Below are 16,625 nucleotides of genomic sequence, written 5' to 3'. Positions count from 1 at the left end.
CCGGGGCATCCACCCTTCCGCCGGGCTGACCTTTCGAAGGTCGAACCCTGCCCGGCGGTGGATCCCCCGGACAAGCCGGGGGATGACGTGCGCAAAAGGCAAAGGGGTCACTTCTTCTTGCCGGGCCCTCCCACTCCGGGAAAGCCCTTCGGCAGGCCGGGGAGCCCGCCGGGGAATTTGGAGGGCAGGCCGCCGCCGGACAGGCCGGGGAAGTTCGGCGGGAGGCCGCCGGGCGCGCCGGGGCCGCCCTTGCCCATCTTTTCCGCCATCTCCTGCAGCATCTCGGGGGAGGGGCCGCCGCCGCCGAAGCCCATCATGCCGGCGAGACCCGCGAGCGGGCCGCGCTTGCCGGCGGCGCCGCCGAGCGACTTCATCACGTCGGCCATCTGGCGGTGCATCTTCAGGAGGCGGTTGATTTCCTCCACCTTGGTGCCGGAGCCGGCGGCGATGCGGCGCTTGCGCGAGGCGTCGAGCAGCTTCGGGGCGCGGCGCTCCTTGGGGGTCATCGAGTTGATGATGGCCACCTGCCGCTTGAACACCTTGTCGTCGAGATTGGCGTTGGCGATCTGGTTCTTCACCTTGGCGACGCCGGGCATGAGGCCCATGAGCCCGCCGAGGCCGCCCATCTTGGCCATTTGCTCCAGCTGGCCGCGCAGGTCGTCAAGGTCGAAGGTGCCCTTGCGCATGCGCTCGGCGGTGATCTTCGCCTTCTCGATGTCGATATTCTCGGCGGCCCGCTCCACCAGGGCCACCACGTCGCCCATGCCGAGGATGCGGCCGGCCACGCGATGGGGATCGAAATCCTCCAGCGCGTCCATCTTTTCGCCGGTGCCCAAGAGCTTGATGGGCTTGCCGGTGACGGCGCGCATGGAAAGCGCGGCGCCGCCGCGGCCATCGCCGTCGGCGCGGGTCAGCACGATGCCGGTGAGGCCGACGCGGCCGTCGAAGGCCTTGGCGGTGTTCACCGCGTCCTGGCCGGTGAGGCTGTCGGCGACGAGCAGCACTTCGTGCGGGCCGGTGACGGCCTTCACCTCGGCCACCTCGGCCATCAACCCCTCATCGAGGGTGACGCGGCCGGCGGTGTCGAGCATCACCACGTCGTAGCCGCCGAGCTTCGCCGCCTCGATGGCGCGCTTGGCGATCTGCACGGCAGACTGGCCGGCGACGATGGGAAGGGTCGCGACCTCCACCTGCTTGCCCAGCGTGGCCAGCTGCTCCATGGCCGCCGGACGGCGGGTGTCGAGCGAGGCCATCAGCACCTTGCGCTTGCCGCGTTCGGTGAGGCGCTTGGCGATCTTGGCGGTGGAGGTGGTCTTGCCCGAGCCCTGCAGGCCGACCATCAGGATCGGCACCGGGGCGGGGGCGTTCAGGTCGATGGGGTCGGCGTCGGAGCCGAGGGTCGCCACGAGCTCGTCGTGGACGATCTTCACCACCATCTGGCCGGGGGTGACGGACTTGATGACCTCCACGCCCACGGCGCGCTGGCGCACGCGGTCGGTGAAGGACCGCACCACGTCCAGCGCCACGTCCGCCTCGATCAGCGCGCGGCGCACCTCGCGCATGGCCTCGCCGACGTCGGCCTCAGTGAGAGCGCCACGCCGCTTCAGCTTGTCGAGTATGCCGCCGAGGCGGTCGGAAAGGGTATCGAACATGGGCACCCATGCGTTGAGGGTTCACACCGGACGGTTCTGATCTCCCGCGCCGCGTGGACCGGATGAAGGGTCATCCAAGCCAACGCAAAGCACGCCCGAGGGCGCATCGCGCTGTCGGGCGGGGGCCTCCGGGCTCTCGGTCCGGTCGGCGGGATCGGCATGGCCGTCCGTGTGAAGCTGGGGCTGTTAGCAGGTTTGGGCCCGGGAGGCAAATGTGCCGCCGAAACGGGCAGGCGCGCGGCCGTGGCGCGCGCCCATCCTTCGCCCACTCCGGGCGGCGAGGCAAGCTGCGCCCTGCAAGCGAAGTTTGCACCGAACGCCCCTACACGCTGTCACTGGGAGAGCGCATGTTTCCCTTAGCGCATCACGCGCGGGTCCGCCGGCCACCGGCGGGGAGGAAGCCATGCCCCAGACGCCTTCGACCGCTGACCCCGAAGCGAGCCAGATCGTTCCCTTTCCCGCCGATTTCCGCATCGAGGAGATCGCCACCAACGGCACCACCCTCCATGTCCGCACCGGCGGGCAGGGGCCTGCGGTGCTGCTGATCCACGGCTATGGCGAGACCGGCGACATGTGGGGCGCGCTCGCCCACGCATTGGCGCCGACCCATACCGTCGTGGTGCCGGACCTGCGCGGCATGGGCCTCTCGGCCAAGCCGGAGGGCGGCTACGACAAGAAGACCCAGGCGGCCGACATGGCCGGCGTGCTCGATGCCCTCGGCATCGCCACCGCGGCCCTCGTCACCCACGACATCGGCAACATGGTGGGCTTCGCCTTTGCCGCGCTCTACCGCGACCGGGTGACGAAGTTCGCCCTCATCGACGCGCCGCTGCCCGGCGTCGGGCCGTGGGACGAGATCCTGAAGAATCCGCTGCTCTGGCATTTCCGCTTCGGCGGGCCGGACATGGAGCGCCTCGTCGCCGGGCGCGAGCGCATCTATCTCGACCGCTTCTGGAACGAGTTCTCCGCTGATCCCAGTCACTTCTCCGAGGCCGCGCGGGAGCATTACGCCGCGCTCTATGCCCAGCCCGGCGCCATGCATGCGGGCTTTGCCCAGTTCGCCGCCTTCGACCAGGACGCGGTCGACAACTTGGAATTCCTCACCCACGGCAAGCTTGCCATGCCCGTGCTGGCGCTGGGCGGCGAGCATTCCTTCGGCCTCGGCATGGCCGAGGTGATGCGCTTCGCCGCCACCGACGTGACCGGCGACGTGGTGCCCGGCAGCGGCCACTGGATCATGGAGGAGAACCCCGCCGCCACCATCGCGCTGGTGACGGACTTCCTCGACGGGAAGTAGCGTTCAGGCCCGGATCGCCGCGCCCACCAGCGCGGCGGCGAGGAAGGCGAGCCAGCAGGCGGCCGAGCGCCGATAGAGGAGGCGCGGCGCGCCATCCCCGCGCTTCAGCAGCGCGCCGCCACCGGCCCAGATGGTCGCCACGGCGACGACGGAGCCGGCGAACAGGGCGAGGTGCGGCAGGAAATCGGGCTCGGACCCGCGCGGCAGCAGGGTCAGGCCGATGATGAGGGCCTTGGGATTGAGCAAGGTGGTGGTGAACACCCGCGCGAGCGTCACTTCCCCCGCCGCCTGCCCCGGCGCGGGAAGCCGCCACAGCCGCACCGCCAGATAGGCGATCCAGCCCGCCGCCGCGAGCCGCACAGCGACCGCCGCCAGCGGCGCGCCGGCAAGAAGATCGGTGCCGGCCGTGGCGAGGGGCACCGTTACCAGCAGATAGGCGGCGAGCTCCGCCGGCATCAGCCGCAGGGACCGCCCGAGCCCCACCGAGGCGCCGGACAGCGCCAGCAGCGTGTTGGTCGGACCCGGCGTCAGCAGCAGACCCCAGATGGCGAACAGGAAGGCGGCGGTGCCCATGGGCGAAAACATTCCGTTGCGAAAGCGCTTCTGGCGGCCGGTGCCGGCGGCGTCGATCCCCGCCGGTGTCGCACCCACCCTGCTAGCGGCGGCATTCCCGGCGCGCCTTGAGCTATGTTAAAGGACGGGACCGACAGGAGAGAGGACCCATGTCCGAGAACAACGAGCTCACGCGCTTCTTCGGCGGTTCGCCGGCCTGGGTGCTGGTGCGCCTCGTGCTGCTCTCGGTGGTGGTGGGCGTGATTCTGGCCGCCCTCGGGCTCGACCCGATGAACATTCTCAACAGCCTCCAGCGGCTCATCCGCAATCTGTTCAGCTTCAGCTTCGAGGCGGTGGAGCGGATGTGGCGCTATTTCCTCCTCGGCGCGGTCATCGTCATCCCGCTCTGGATCCTGATGCGCGTGTTCGGCCGGCGCTGAGGCCGTGTCGCTCGCGGCTGTCTCCGGGGACGTAACGCACCGCCGCGTGCTCGCCATCGCGCTGCCCATGACGCTGGCGCACCTCACCACGCCTTTGCTGGGCGTGGTGGATGCGGCGGTGGTGGGCCGGCTCGGCAGCGCGTCCATGCTCGGCGGCGTGGCGCTCGCCGCCGTCATCTTCGACATGCTGTTCTGGGTGTTCGGCTTCCTGCGCATGGGCACGGTGGGCCTTGCCGCGCAGGCGGTGGGGCGGCGTGATGCGGTGGAGGAGCGGGCGGTGCTGGCGCGCGGCCTGCTGGTCGCGGGGGCGCTCGGCCTTCTGATCGTGCTCCTGCGCACGCCCATCGAGAGCGCAGCCTTGTCTCTGGCCGGGGCGAGCGACGAGGTGAATGCGGCGGTGCGGGACTATTATGCCGTCCGCATCTTCGCCGCGCCCTTCACGCTGGCGAACTATGTGGTGCTGGGCTGGCTGGTGGGCCTCGGCCGCACCGGGCGGGCGCTGGCGCTGCAGGTGGGCATCAACTTCCTCAATATGGTGCTGTCGGCCGCCCTCGTGCTCGGTGCCGGATGGGGCGTCGCCGGCTCGGCGGCGGGCACGCTGGTCGCCGAGATCGCCGGGGCGGTGGCGGGCCTTATCCTGTGCGCCGCGCTGCTGGGCGGGCGGCTCGGGGTGGCGAAGGCCGTGCTGCTGGACAAGGCGCGCCTGATCCAGACCGTCATGCTCAATCGCGACATCATGATCCGCACCGCGGCGCTGATGTTCGCCTTCTCCTTCTTCGCCGCGCAGGGCGCGAGAGCCGGGGACGTGACACTGGCCGCCAACGCCATCCTGCAGAACATGGTGATGGTGGCGGCCTATTTCCTCGACGGCTTCGCCACCGCCGCCGAGCAGATCTGCGGCTCCGCCGTGGGCGCGCGGCGCAAATCGGATTTCTCCGCCGGGGTGCGGCTGTCCATCGTGTGGGGATTTGCCTTCGCGGTGCTGGCGGGGGTGGTCTACCTCGTCACCGGCCCGGCCATCGTGGACGCGATGAGCACCAGCCCGGAGGTGCGGGCCGAGGCGCGCATCTATCTCCTCTATGCCGCTTTGCTGCCGGTGGCGGGCGTCACGGCCTATGCGTTCGACGGCGTCTATATCGGCGCGCTCTGGTCGCGCGATATGCGCAACCTGATGATCGCCTCCCTCGTCGTCTATCTCGCCGTGTTCCTGGCCCTGCGCCCGCTGGGCAATCACGGCCTGTGGCTGGCCATGCTCGCCTTCCTCCTCGCGCGCGGCGGCTTCCAGGCGCTGCGCCTGCCGACGCTCGTGCGGCGGACCTTCGGCTGAGGCCAAGCCCGCGCGGCGCCTAAGCGTCACCCGCTCGGCATCGGTCGAAGACCAAAGCCGGTGGGATCAGTCCAGCTCAGGGAAGACGTGCGCCCCGTCCGCGCCCAGCGGCAGGTCGCGCACCCAGGTCACGGCGGTGAGCGGCAGCGGCGCGTAGAGATGGGGGAAAAGAGCGCCGCCGCGCGAGGGTTCCCACTTCAGCGCCGCGCCCAGCGCCGCCGCCTCAACCGCCACCAGCTTCAGGTCGCCCTGGCCGGCGAAGTGCTTCGCCGCCGTCTCGCGCGCCTGCGCGGCGGTGGAGAAATGGATGTAGCCGTCCGCCACGTCCACCGGCGCCCCGGTAAACACGCCCGCCTGCTCGGCGGCGGCCCACAAAGCGGCGGGGGCGATCTTGTAGATGAGGGGGGCGGCTGTCACGGGCGATGCTCCTCGGTGGATCGGCGACGCACATAGGGCGACACGAACGAAAGGGCAACTGCGCTCGCCCTATGGTTGCATACGGACTGAAGTCCTGTACAAATGGGGAACAAATTCTTATCGTCCACGCATCGGGGGGCGTGGCGTGGCGTCGCGCGGGTGGCCCCGGTGCGCATCCGGATTCGCTGTCGAGGCCCAGGAACGTCTAGGCCATGGATCTTCGAGGCAAGGAACGTCTTTCCCATGCTGACCCACGGTAAGATCTGGCGTGCCGTCGACGAACTCGCCGAGCAGCACGGCCTGTCCACCTCCGGCCTCGCGCGGCGGGCGGGGCTCGATCCAACCACGTTCAACCGCTCCAAGCGCGTGACCATCGACGGCCGGCCGCGCTGGCCCTCCACCGAGAGCATCGCCAAGGCGCTCGCCGCCACCGGCACCAGCCCGGAGCACTTCTTCTCCTTGCTGGACGCCTCCGACCGGACGGCCCATGGCGGCGGCGCGGGCTTTGCCGAGGACGCACCCGCCCCCCCGACGCGGCCGCTCAATGCCATTCCGCAGATCGGCTTCGCCCAGGCCGGCTCCGGCGGCTTCTTCGACGATGCAGGCTTCCCGGTGGGCGCCGGCTGGGACGAGATCGTCTTTCCCGACGTGCACGACGCCCACGCCTATGCGTTGGAGATCGCCGGTGATTCCATGGAGCCGGTCTATCGCGACGGCGACGTGGTGGTGGTCTCCCCCGCCTCCGAGCCGCGCCGCGGCGACCGGGTGGTGCTGAAGACCAAGGAGGGCGAGGTGCTGGCCAAGGAGCTGGTGCGCAAGACCGCCCGCCACATCGAACTGCGCTCCCTCAATCCCGCCCACGAGGACCGGCAGATTCCCCTCGATCAGGTGGACTGGATCGCCCGGATCGTGTGGGCGAGCCAGTAGGGCCTACCCCAGCAACGCCTCCAGCGTCTCCAGCCGGTCCGCCTCGCCCGGCGGCTTGTCCCACCTCAGGCGGGCGATGCGGGGGAAGCGCATGGCGATGCCGGAGCGGTGGCGGGTGGAGCGGGCCAGGCCCTCGAAGGCCACTTCCAGCACCAGTCCCTCGTCCTTTTCGTGCACCACCTCGCGCACCGGGCCGAAGCGGTTGATGGTGGCGCGCCGCACGAAGGCGTCGATCTGCTTCAATTCCTCGTCGGTGAAGCCGAAATAGGCCTTGCCCACCGGCACCAGCACATCCTCGCCCTCGTCTCCTATCGTCCACACCCCGAAGGTGTAGTCCGAATAGAAGGACGAACGCTTGCCGTGGCCGCGCTGGGCATACATGAGCACCGCATCCACCGTGTGCGGATCGCGCTTCCACTTCCACCATGGCCCCTTGGGCCGGCCGGGGAGATAGGGGCTGTCGGCCCTTTTGATCATCACTCCTTCCACCGCCCCGGCATCCGCCCCTGCGCCGGCGGAGGCGGGATCGCTTCGGGCGGCGGTCAGGTCGTCCCAGGTCGAGAAGGGCACCATGGGGGAGAGGTCGATGCGCGGGGTCTGGAGCCGGGCGACGAGCGCTTCCAGCCGGGCGCGACGGGCGGCGAAAGGCTGCTCGCGAAGATCGTCCGTGCCGTCCACGAGCAGGTCATAGGCGCGGATGTGGGCGGGGAATTCCGCCAGCATCTTCACCGTCACCGTCTTCCGGTTCAGCCGCTGCTGGAGCACGTTGAACGGCTCCACCCGGCCATCGCGGACGATGAGCAGTTCGCCGTCCATGGCGCCGTCGAAGGTGATGGCTTCCGCCATGTCTGGAAAGGCGTCGGAGATGTCCTCCCCGGTGCGCGAATAGAGCCGCACCACATGCACCCCGTCCGGGCCCGTGCCGGCCACCGCCTGCACGCGGATGCCGTCCCACTTCCATTCGGCGCTGAAAGCGGCCGGGTCGAGGGTGGTGAAGTCCGTTTCCTCGATGGCGTGGGCCAGCATCACCGGGCGGAACGGGGCGGGGTTGGAGGTCTCCGGCCGCGGCCCGCGCCCCTCCACCCAGGCGAACAGCTCCTCATAGGGCGGCTCAAGGCCGGGCCAGACCAGCTCCACCTCGTCGGGCGTCACCGCTCCGAGGCTCGCCACGGCGGTCTTGGCAAGGCGCGCGGAGGCGCCCACCCGCATGGAACCGGTGATGAGCTTCAAGAGCGCCCAGCGGCCGGTCTCGTCGAGGCCGTCCAGCCAGTCTGCCAGATGCCGGGGCAGGGACACCTTGGAGAAGGTGGAGAGGCCGTGGACGATCTCGGACAGCAGCGGCGCGTGGGGCCGCGCCCCCTCCGGCCGGGGCCACATGAGGGCGACGGTCTCCGAGAGGTCGCCCACATAATCGTAGGACATCTCGAACAGCACCGGGTCCGCCCGCTCGGCGATCAGCGTGCGCACCACGCCGGGCTTGGCATTGGCGAACGACAGCGCCCCGGTGAGCGCCGCCAGCGCGAGCCCGCGCTCGGGGTCGGGCGTCGAGCGGAAATAGTCCGCCATGAGCCGGATCTTGGCATTGCGCCCGGCCTCATAGGACATGCGATCGAGCAGCGCGGCGAAGCGGTTCATGGGGCGGGGGCCTCCCCCTCCGGCGCCGGCACCACCGCCTCCTCGTCCTCCTCGCCGTAGCCGACCATGTGGAGGGGGCGGGCGCGGAGTTGGCGGGTTTGGGCCCAGTGGACGAGGGCGTCCTCGGCGCCGTGCGTCACCCACAATTCCTCGCAGCCGGTGGCGCGGATGGAGGCGGTGAGGCCATCCCAGTCGGCGTGATCCGACACCACCAGCGGCAGTTCCACCCCCCGCTGCCGGGCGCGGGCGCGCACGCGCATCCAGCCGGAGGCAAAGCAGGTGATAGGATCGGCGAAGCGCCGCGCCCACAGGTCCGTCATGGAGGAGGGTGGGGCGATGACGATGGCCCCGGCGAAGGCGGATTTCGGCGCGCCCTTCACCGGCAGGATCTCGCCGAAATCCATGCCGCAACTCGCATAATAATCAGTGATGTTGACCAGCGCCCCGTGCACGTAGATCGGCGCGTCGTGCCCCGCCCGGCGGATCAGCGCCATCATGCGCTGCGCCTTGCCGAGGGAGTAGGCGCCGACGATGTGGGTGCGCTCGGGGAAGATGCGCACCGAGGCGAGGAGCTTGTCCACCTCCCCCGCCGCCGGGGGATGGCGGAACACCGGCAGGCCGAACGTCGCCTCGCTGACGAACACATGGCAGCGGATCGGCTCGAACGGCGCGCAGGTGGGGTCGGCGGCGTCCTTGTAGTCGCCGGACACCACGATCACGAGGCCGTCCTTCTCAAGCCGCACCTGCGCCGAGCCGAGCACATGGCCGGCGGGATGAAGGCTCACCTTCACCCCGTTGAGGGTGATCTCCTCCCCATAAGAAAGCGCCTGCGTCGCGCCCGCGAAGCCCGGCCCCATGCGCAGGGCCATGATGTCCAGCGTCTCGCGGGTGGCGAGCACGTGGGCATGGCCGGCGCGGGCATGGTCCGAATGGCCGTGCGTGATCACCCCCCGCGGCACGGCGCGGGTGGGGTCCACATAGAAGTCGCCAGCCGGGCTGTAGAGGCCCTTGGGCGAGGGGCAGAGGAGGTCTTCCGGGCGCATCACTTTATCGGGCGGGTTCACCACTATATGGGGAGACTTGCGCGCCTGCGCGAGGTTCCCAAACTGCGAGATCGAGCTTGTCCGCTGCTGCCTTCGACACATCAGGTGATCCCGTCCTCGACCGACGGCTCGACTGGGCGCGCGCCTTCCTGGCCGAAGCCGATTTCGCCGCCGCCGCCGAGCTTCTGGCCGAGACGGTGGAGGCGGCGCCGAATTTCGCCGCCGCCTGGTTCCTGCTCGGCGAGGCGCGGGAAGGGCAGGGGGAAAGCGAGGCGGCACGGGAGGCCTATGGCCGGGCGCTGGCGCTCGATCCCGCCGACCGGCTGGGCGCGGGGCTGCGCCGCGCGCGGCTCGGCGGGGCGCCGGAAGGGGCGGAAGGGGCCGGGGAAGGCGTCATGTCGGCGGCCTATGTGCGCACCCTGTTCGATCAATATGCCGACCGCTTCGATACCGCTTTGCGTGAGAAACTCTCCTATCGCGGCCCCGAGCTGCTGCTGGAAGCGGTGCGGGCCGCATGCGATGCCCTCGGCCGGGAGCTGCGCTTCGGCGCGGCGCTGGATCTCGGCTGCGGCACGGGCCTTGCCGGCGTGCTGTTCGCGCCGCTGGTCGAGCGGCTCGACGGGGTGGACCTCTCCCCCGCCATGCTGGAGAAGGCACGGGCGCTCGGCCTCTACGCCGCCCTCGAAGCCGGCGAGATGGGCGCGGCGCTGGGGGCGATGCCGGCCGGCGGCCTCGATCTGGTCATCGCCGCCGATGCGCTCTGCTATGTGGGCGATCTCGCCCCCATCTTCCTCGCCGCCCGCGCCGCGCTGGCCCCGGGGGGCCTCTTCGCCTTCACGCTGGAGACCCATGAGGGCGAAGGCGTGCTGCTGCGCGAGACGCTGCGCTATGCCCACGCCGAGCAATATGTCCGCGCGCTGGCGCAGGAGGTCGGTCTTGACGTCGTCCTGCTGGAGCGGGCCTCCACCCGCTCGGAAAAAAGCGTGCCGGTGCCGGGCCTCGTGGGTGTGCTGGCGGCCGGCTGAGGCCGCTTCAGCCTCTGGCGGCGTTCCGTCCCGACAGCAGGGTGATGGCGAGCGCCGCCACGCACAGGATCAGGCCGGTGGCGCAGACGGCGGCCCAGCCGCCCCAGACCCATGCCATCGTGGCCACGGCCGAGCCGAAGGCGCCGCCGAGGAACATGGTGCCCACGAGGATGGTGTTGAGGCGGGCGCGGGCGGCGGGCCTGAGCGCGAAGATGCGGTGCTGGTTGCCCACCAGCGCACTCTGGATGCCGAGGTCGATCAGCACCACGCCGACGCCCAGGCCGGCCAGCTGTGGCCACAGCGAGAAGAACAGCCACGCGGCGAGCGCCAGCACGGTGCCGAGCACCACCACGCTGGACGGACCCCGCCGGTCGGTGAAGCGGCCGAACAGGGGCGCCGCGAGCACGCCCACCAGCCCGAGGATGCCGAACAGGCCCGCCGCCTCCGCACCGAGGCCGAAGGGTGGTCCCTCCAGCCGGAAGGCGAGGATGGTCCAGAACGCGATGAAGGAGGCGAAGATCAGCGCCTGCGTGATCGCCGCCCGCCGCAACGTCGGGAACTCCTTCCACAATCCGAAGAGCGAGGCCATCAGGCTGCCATAGCTCAGCGTGCCCTCCGGCTTACTGCGCGGGAGCATGGCCGCCATCAGCGCCGCCGCGGCGAGCGCCATGGGCACCGCCAGCCAGAACATGGCGCGCCAGCCCGCATGGGCGGCGACGAAGCCGGCGAGGGTGCGGCTGAGCAGGATGCCGGCGAGGATGCCGGAGAGCACGGTGCCCACCGTGGCGCCGCGCTTCTCCGGCGGCGCCAGATGGGCGGCGAAGGGCACGATCTGCTGCGCCACCGTGGAGCCGAGGCCGAGCAGGAGCGACGCGGCGAGCAAAGCCAGCGCGCCCTGCGCCAGAGCGGAGAGGGCGGCGGCCGCGGCCACGGCGACGAAATGCACGACGATGAGCCGCCGCCGCTCCATCTGGTCGGCCAGGGGCACCAGCAGGAACAGGCCGGCGGCATAGCCGAGCTGCGTCACTGTGGGCACCAGCGGCGTCAGGGGGCCGGGCAGGTCCGCTTCCATCACCGCCAGCATGGGCTGGTTGTAATAGATGTTCGCCACCGCGATGCCGGCGGCGGCGGCCATGGCGAAGATGCGGGCGAAGCCAAGCTGGTTCGGGCTCGGGGCAGAAGCGGGCATGAATGGTCTCTGGCCGGGGCGGCCGGGGCAGGGCGACTGAGCGAGGGGTGGCAGGCAGGGTGCCCGATGCTCGGTCTTTCGGGGAGGAGTTGCGGCGCAACATAGCCGACGCCCGCAAGGCAGGCGAGTTGCGCCCGCGCGCAGCCTCTCTCCGGGCCACGCGCCCGGTGCAGACCTGAAATCCCGCGCGAAACCCCGCCTCCGGGGACGCCCCCCGCCCCCTCAGGCCACCGGCAGGGAGAAGGGCTCGCCCTCGAAGGCGTCGGCACCGCGGCCGATAGAATGAATGGCGGCGACCATCCGGCCGTCCCGCTTCAGCGCGGCATCGGCGAGGGAGACGATGCGCGGGTTGGGCGTCGCGGTGGGCGAGGCGTGGCGCAGGCGCTGGGCCAGCTCCATCTCGTCGCGATCCGGCAGCAGCGCGCAGAGCGTGGCATAGGCCGCCGCCGTCGACCGCGAGATGCCCGCATAGCAATGGATCACCAGCGGCGTTTGCCGCGGCCAGGCGCGCACGAACTCGAACAGCTCGAGCATGTGGGCCTCGCCCGGGGCAACCAGGCCCTCGATCTCCTCCGCGATGTCGTTGATGCCGAGGAAGAGGTGGTTGGTGGGGTCGACGTTGCTCGGCCGGGTCAGCACCGTGCCGCCATTGATGAGGGTGATGACATGCCGCGCGCCGGTCTGTTCCACCGTTTCGTGCAGCTTGGCGAGGGAGCAGACATGGATCATGGCGCAAGCTCCTCGAATCTCTTGAGGAAACGGGCTTTCGCCGTTTCCGCCTCCCAGGGGGTGAGATAATCCTTTTCCACCCCAGCGTCGAGGCGGGCCGGGCGGCCGAAAAAGGCCTTGGCCTCTTCCTCCGCGAATCCCGCCAGCCGCGTCGCTTCGAAATAGGCGGAGGCGCGGTCCGCCGCCTTGACGATCTTCAAAAGTTGATCGGGCCAGCCCACCGGCAGCGAGAAGCGCACGCAGATGGCACTGAGGAGGCGCGCCTCCACCGCCTTGTAGTCGCCGCCCAGCACCGCCTTGAACGGGGAGATCATGTCACCGATGACGTATTCCGGTGCGTCGTGCAGCAGCACGCACAGGCGCCAGCGGGCATCGAGATCCGGATGGGTGCGGCGGGAAATCTTCTCCACCAGCAAGGAGTGCTGCGCCACCGAGAAGATGTTGGCGCCGGAGGTCTGGCCGTTCCAGCGCGCCACGCGGGCGAGGCCGTGGGCGATGTCCTCGATCTCCACGTCGAGGGGGGAGGGGTCCAGCAGGTCGAGCCGGCGGCCGGAGAGCATGCGCTGCCACGCGCGCGGCGCGGCGCGGCGGGGGGCGGTCTTTGCAACGGGTTTGGCAATAGGTTTGGCGGGGACGTCAGGCTCAGTCACGAATCGCGTGCTCCTCGGATCGGGGAAAGGTAAGCTCCGGCCGAAACCTCACAAGCCGCCCGTCACGGCTCCGGCTGCCTAGCCTCGCCCGAGACCCTTCATGTCCGATACCCATGAGAGCGAAAAGGCCGTTCCCCCGCGGGTGGAGGTGCGCCCGACGCTCGCCGCCAGCGCCGCCGTGTTCCGCGGCCCCCTGGTGCTGCTCGCCCGCCGCGCCGCCAATCCCGGTGCCGGGCTGTGGAGCCTGCCGGGCGGACGGGTGGAGCCGGGCGAGACGGTGGCCGAGGCCGCCATGCGTGAATTGATGGAAGAGGTGGGGGTCGAGGCCGAGATCGTCGGCCTCGCCGCCGCCCGCGACATCATCGTCCGCAACCGCGAGGGGGAGCTGAAGGCCCATTTCGTGGTGCTCGCCCATGCTGCCCGCTGGCGCGGCGGGGAGCCCATGCCGGGCGAAGAGGCGGCCGAGGTCGGCTGGTTCCGGCCCAACGAGGTCGCCGGCCTCACCACCACCGAGGGGCTTGCCGAGGTGGTGGCCAAGGCCGCGCTCCTGATGGGCGAGATGTGAGCCGCGGGTTCGCCGCCCCCTTGACCGCGGACGGCGGGCGCCGCAGGAGTGGCGGCGGAACCATGCTGATGCGCGCGCCCTCTCGTCTCCTCGCCCTTCTTCTCGCCTGCGGCCTCATGCTCGCCGGCCCCGCATCGTCCCGCGCCGCCGGGCCGACGGAAGGCGCCGCGCCGCCCTATGACGGCGACCTGATGCGGCTCGCGGAGATTCTCGGCGCCCTGCATTACCTGCGGCCCCTGTGCGGCGTTACCGCCGAGGCGCAGCGCTGGCGCAACGAGATGCAGGCGCTCATCGACACCGAGCAGCCCTCGGATGCCCGCCGCGCCAAGATTATCGCCAGCTTCAACCGCGGCTATTCCAGCTATGCCGAGGTCTATCGCAGCTGCACGCCGGCCGCGCGCGTGGCGGTGGATCGCCAGCTCGACGAGGGCGGGCGGCTCACTCACGAAATCGTGGTGCGGTATGGGGGGAATTGACCCCTTCTGTGTTAACCTTTTGGTCAGAACTCGCCTGAATCCCCCAGCGTGAAGTGCTAGATATCCGGTGCGCCGTTCGGTTCTGCGGCGCGGAGGCAGCCCATCGTGTCCACCTTGACCAACCCCGTCATCGACCTGCCCGAAATCTCGGACATGGCCGCCGATGACCGTCATGCCGCCTTGACCTATCTGAACGATGCGTGGGTCGAGGCCGTGCGCGAAGGGCTGGACGAGGACTGCCTGGTGCAGGCCGCGCTCTTCACCGCCCTGCGCAGCCTCGTCGCCACCTATGGCGAGGCCGCCAGCTCCGAATATGTCGCGCGCGTCGCCGAGCGTGTCGCCGCCGGCGAATACACGGTGGTCAGCCGCTCGCACTGAGCGCCGCGACGAGCCCCCCTCGTCGCTTTTCTCTTCGTCGCATTCCTCCCGCCGGGCGTTCTCGCGAACGTCCGGTTTTTCTTGTGCGCCGGCTCAAAAGAAAACCGGCGCCCCGAGGGACGCCGGCTTGGTCTTGGTTTCGCTTTCACCGCCGTCATCCCCCGGCGTGTCCGGGGGGATCCACGGAGCGGCCGGGCCGGATCATTGATGTCGATACCGGTCCGTCGGCAGGGTGGATGCCCCGGACAAGCCGGGGCATGACAGCACAGAGGAAGTGTCCTCAGGCCGCGTCGCGCTTGTTCTGGCGGTTGCTGATGAGGTCTTCCACCACGCCGGGATCGGCCAGCGTCGAGGTGTCGCCGAGGCTCTCGAACTGGTCTTCCGCGATCTTGCGCAGGATGCGGCGCATGATCTTGCCCGAGCGGGTCTTGGGCAGGCCCGGCGCGAACTGGATGAGGTCGGGCGAGGCGATGGGGCCGATCTCCCGACGCACCCAGGCCACCAGCTCCTTGCGCAGTTCCTCGGTGGGCTCCACGCCGTCCATCAGGGTGACATAGGCATAGATGCCCTGGCCCTTGATGTCGTGCGGGAAGCCGACCACGGCGGCCTCGGACACCTTCGGATGGGCGACGAGGGCGCTTTCCACCTCCGCCGTGCCCATGCGGTGGCCGGAGACGTTGATGACGTCGTCCACGCGGCCGGTGATCCAGTAGAAGCCGTCCGCGTCGCGACGGCAGCCGTCGCCGGTGAAGTACTTGCCGGGATAGGTGGAGAAGTAGGTCTGCTCGAAGCGCTCATGGTCGCCATAGACCGTGCGCATCTGGCCGGGCCACGAGTCGGCGATCACGAGGTTGCCCTCGCAGGCGCCCTCCTGCACCGCACCGGCCGCATCCACCACTTCCGGCTGGACGCCGAAGAATGGACGGGTGGCCGAGCCGGGCTTCAGCTTGGTGGCGCCGGGCAGCGGGGTGATGAGGATGCCGCCGGTCTCGGTCTGCCACCAGGTATCGACGATGGGGCAACGGCCCTCGCCGACCACGTGGTAGTACCACTCCCAGGCTTCGGGATTGATGGGCTCGCCCACCGAGCCGAGCAGGCGCAGGGAGGCGCGCGAGGTGCGCTTCACCGGCTCCTCGCCCGCCTGCATCAGCGAGCGGATGGCGGTGGGGGCGGTGTAGAAGATCGACACCTGGTGCTTGTCGATCACGTCCCAGAAGCGGGACACGCTCGGATAGTTCGGGATTCCCTCGAACATCAGCGTGGTGGCGCCGTTCGCGAGCGGGCCATAGACGATGTAGGAGTGGCCCGTCACCCAGCCCACGTCAGCGGTGCACCAGTAGATGTCGCCGGGGTGATAGTCGAACACGTACTGATGCGTCATGGACGCATAGACGAGATAGCCGCCGGTGGTGTGCAGCACGCCCTTCGGCTTGCCGGTGGAGCCGGAGGTGTAGAGGATGAACAGCGGATCTTCCGCATTCATCGGCTCGGCCGGGCATTCGTCCGTCACCATGGCGGCGGCTTCGTCGTAATAGACGTCGCGGCCGGGGGTCATGTCCACCTTGCCGCCGGTGCGGCGCACCACGATCACGTGGTCCACGCCGCCCTCGATCTGGTTCACGGCCGCGTCCACATTGGCCTTCAGCGGCACCTTGCGGCCGCCGCGCAGGCCCTCGTCGGCGGTGATGACGACCTTGGAGCCGCAGTCGGCGATGCGCCCGCCGAGGCTGTCCGGCGAGAAGCCGCCGAACACGATGGAGTGAATGGCGCCGAGCCGCGCGCAGGCGAGCATGGCGAACGCCGCCTCGGGGATCATCGGCAGGTAGATGGTGACGCGGTCGCCCTTCTCCACGCCGCGGTTGCGCAGCACGTTGGCGAGCTTGTTCACCTCGGCGGAGAGCTCGCGATAGGTGATCTTGCGGCTTTCGTCGGGGCTGTCGCCCTCCCAGATGATGGCCACCTGGTCGCCGCGGGTCTCGAGGTGCCGGTCTACGCAGTTGTAGGCGACGTTGGTCACGCCGTCCTCGAACCACTTGATGGAGACGTGGCCCGGATCATACGAAGTGTTCTTCACCTTCGTGTAGGGCGTGAACCAGTCGATCCGCTTGCCGTGCTCGCCCCAGAAGGCGTTCGGGTCGTTGACCGAGGCGGCATACATGGACTGGTAGTGCGCGTCGTCCACATAGGCCTTCTGGGCCCACTGGGACGGAACGTCATAGACCTTGTCGGACATTCTTCTGCCTCCCTCGCGCGGACCGCTTCGTCCGCTGTCCATCATTCACGGCGGTACCCGCCTTGGTTGGGGCGGATTATGCTGAGCGCC

General features: G+C 69.9%; 17 protein-coding genes. 8 read left to right on the top strand and 9 right to left on the bottom strand.

What is annotated here, in order from left to right:
• Positions 1-107 precede the first annotated feature (107 nt).
• Complete coding sequence (ffh, locus tag FHT36_RS04695; RefSeq protein ID WP_169121301.1) at positions 108-1,652, bottom strand: signal recognition particle protein; 1,545 nt, start codon at positions 1,650-1,652, stop codon at positions 108-110.
• A gap of 403 nt (positions 1,653-2,055) precedes the next feature.
• Here ffh and FHT36_RS04690 point away from each other — a divergent pair, with 403 nt between their 5' ends.
• Positions 2,056-2,949, top strand: coding sequence for an alpha/beta fold hydrolase (locus tag FHT36_RS04690; RefSeq protein ID WP_169121300.1), 894 nt, complete (start codon positions 2,056-2,058; stop codon positions 2,947-2,949).
• 3 nt (positions 2,950-2,952) lie between these two features.
• Here the strand turns inward: FHT36_RS04690 and FHT36_RS04685 are convergent, their stop codons facing one another.
• Positions 2,953-3,534, bottom strand: coding sequence for a hypothetical protein (locus FHT36_RS04685; protein ID WP_246702002.1), 582 nt, complete (start codon positions 3,532-3,534; stop codon positions 2,953-2,955).
• A 137-nt stretch (positions 3,535-3,671) separates the two neighbouring features.
• On the opposite strand from FHT36_RS04685, the gene FHT36_RS04680 reads away from it, so the two are divergent.
• Together FHT36_RS04680 and FHT36_RS04675 are read left to right on the top strand one after the other, a co-directional pair.
• Positions 3,672-3,941 carry a DUF6460 domain-containing protein gene (locus tag FHT36_RS04680; RefSeq protein ID WP_168456425.1) on the top strand — a complete coding sequence of 90 codons (270 nt, stop codon included), beginning with the start codon at positions 3,672-3,674 and terminating at the stop codon, positions 3,939-3,941.
• 4 nt (positions 3,942-3,945) lie between these two features.
• Positions 3,946-5,268 carry an MATE family efflux transporter gene (locus tag FHT36_RS04675; RefSeq protein WP_348644375.1) on the top strand — a complete coding sequence of 441 codons (1,323 nt, stop codon included), beginning with the start codon at positions 3,946-3,948 and terminating at the stop codon, positions 5,266-5,268.
• 66 nt (positions 5,269-5,334) lie between these two features.
• Here FHT36_RS04675 and FHT36_RS04670 read toward each other — a convergent pair whose 3' ends face one another.
• Entirely contained in the window at positions 5,335-5,685 is a 351-nt protein-coding gene (locus FHT36_RS04670) for a DUF952 domain-containing protein (RefSeq protein WP_169121299.1), read from the bottom strand.
• Positions 5,686-5,928: 243 nt separating this feature from the next.
• On the opposite strand from FHT36_RS04670, the gene FHT36_RS04665 reads away from it, so the two are divergent.
• Positions 5,929-6,612 carry a helix-turn-helix transcriptional regulator gene (locus tag FHT36_RS04665; RefSeq protein ID WP_169121298.1) on the top strand — a complete coding sequence of 228 codons (684 nt, stop codon included), beginning with the start codon at positions 5,929-5,931 and terminating at the stop codon, positions 6,610-6,612.
• Positions 6,613-6,615: 3 nt separating this feature from the next.
• Here the strand turns inward: FHT36_RS04665 and FHT36_RS04660 are convergent, their stop codons facing one another.
• On the bottom strand, positions 6,616-8,247 hold the full coding sequence (locus FHT36_RS04660) for a cisplatin damage response ATP-dependent DNA ligase (RefSeq protein ID WP_169121297.1): 1,632 nt from the start codon (positions 8,245-8,247) through the stop codon (positions 6,616-6,618).
• Positions 8,244-9,290 carry a ligase-associated DNA damage response exonuclease gene (locus FHT36_RS04655; RefSeq protein ID WP_169121296.1) on the bottom strand — a complete coding sequence of 349 codons (1,047 nt, stop codon included), beginning with the start codon at positions 9,288-9,290 and terminating at the stop codon, positions 8,244-8,246. Before FHT36_RS04655 ends, FHT36_RS04660 begins: the two co-directional genes overlap by 4 nt.
• 77 nt (positions 9,291-9,367) lie before the next feature.
• Here FHT36_RS04655 and FHT36_RS04650 point away from each other — a divergent pair, with 77 nt between their 5' ends.
• On the top strand, positions 9,368-10,315 hold the full coding sequence (locus tag FHT36_RS04650; RefSeq protein WP_169121295.1) for a methyltransferase domain-containing protein: 948 nt from the start codon (positions 9,368-9,370) through the stop codon (positions 10,313-10,315).
• 7 nt (positions 10,316-10,322) lie between these two features.
• Here FHT36_RS04650 and FHT36_RS04645 read toward each other — a convergent pair whose 3' ends face one another.
• From FHT36_RS04645 to FHT36_RS04635, 3 genes are all read right to left on the bottom strand, one after another.
• On the bottom strand, positions 10,323-11,504 hold the full coding sequence (locus FHT36_RS04645; protein WP_169121294.1) for an MFS transporter: 1,182 nt from the start codon (positions 11,502-11,504) through the stop codon (positions 10,323-10,325).
• A gap of 222 nt (positions 11,505-11,726) precedes the next feature.
• On the bottom strand, positions 11,727-12,233 hold the full coding sequence (locus FHT36_RS04640; protein ID WP_169121293.1) for a tyrosine phosphatase family protein: 507 nt from the start codon (positions 12,231-12,233) through the stop codon (positions 11,727-11,729).
• Positions 12,230-12,793, bottom strand: coding sequence for an HD family hydrolase (locus tag FHT36_RS04635; protein WP_169121510.1), 564 nt, complete (start codon positions 12,791-12,793; stop codon positions 12,230-12,232). The genes FHT36_RS04640 and FHT36_RS04635 overlap by 4 nt, the downstream gene beginning before the upstream one ends.
• A gap of 190 nt (positions 12,794-12,983) precedes the next feature.
• On the opposite strand from FHT36_RS04635, the gene FHT36_RS04630 reads away from it, so the two are divergent.
• The 3 genes from FHT36_RS04630 to FHT36_RS04620 all read left to right on the top strand — a co-directional run bounded on the left by FHT36_RS04630 (position 12,984) and on the right by FHT36_RS04620 (position 14,302).
• Complete coding sequence (locus tag FHT36_RS04630) at positions 12,984-13,448, top strand: NUDIX hydrolase (RefSeq protein WP_169121292.1); 465 nt, start codon at positions 12,984-12,986, stop codon at positions 13,446-13,448.
• A gap of 68 nt (positions 13,449-13,516) precedes the next feature.
• Complete coding sequence (locus tag FHT36_RS04625) at positions 13,517-13,924, top strand: TIGR02301 family protein (protein ID WP_348644374.1); 408 nt, start codon at positions 13,517-13,519, stop codon at positions 13,922-13,924.
• A gap of 105 nt (positions 13,925-14,029) precedes the next feature.
• The gene (locus FHT36_RS04620; RefSeq protein WP_229645783.1) at positions 14,030-14,302 is read left to right on the top strand and encodes a hypothetical protein; all 273 of its coding nucleotides are present in this window, start codon (positions 14,030-14,032) and stop codon (positions 14,300-14,302) included.
• Positions 14,303-14,582: 280 nt separating this feature from the next.
• Here the strand turns inward: FHT36_RS04620 and acs are convergent, their stop codons facing one another.
• On the bottom strand, positions 14,583-16,535 hold the full coding sequence (acs, locus tag FHT36_RS04615; protein WP_169121291.1) for an acetate--CoA ligase: 1,953 nt from the start codon (positions 16,533-16,535) through the stop codon (positions 14,583-14,585).
• Positions 16,536-16,625 lie beyond the last annotated feature (90 nt).

Source organism: Xanthobacter sp. SG618 (assembly GCF_012932745.1).
Lineage (GTDB): Bacteria > Pseudomonadota > Alphaproteobacteria > Rhizobiales > Xanthobacteraceae > Xanthobacter > Xanthobacter flavus.
Note: the sequence above shows the minus strand (reverse complement) of the source record. Positions and strands in the feature narration are given on the sequence as shown.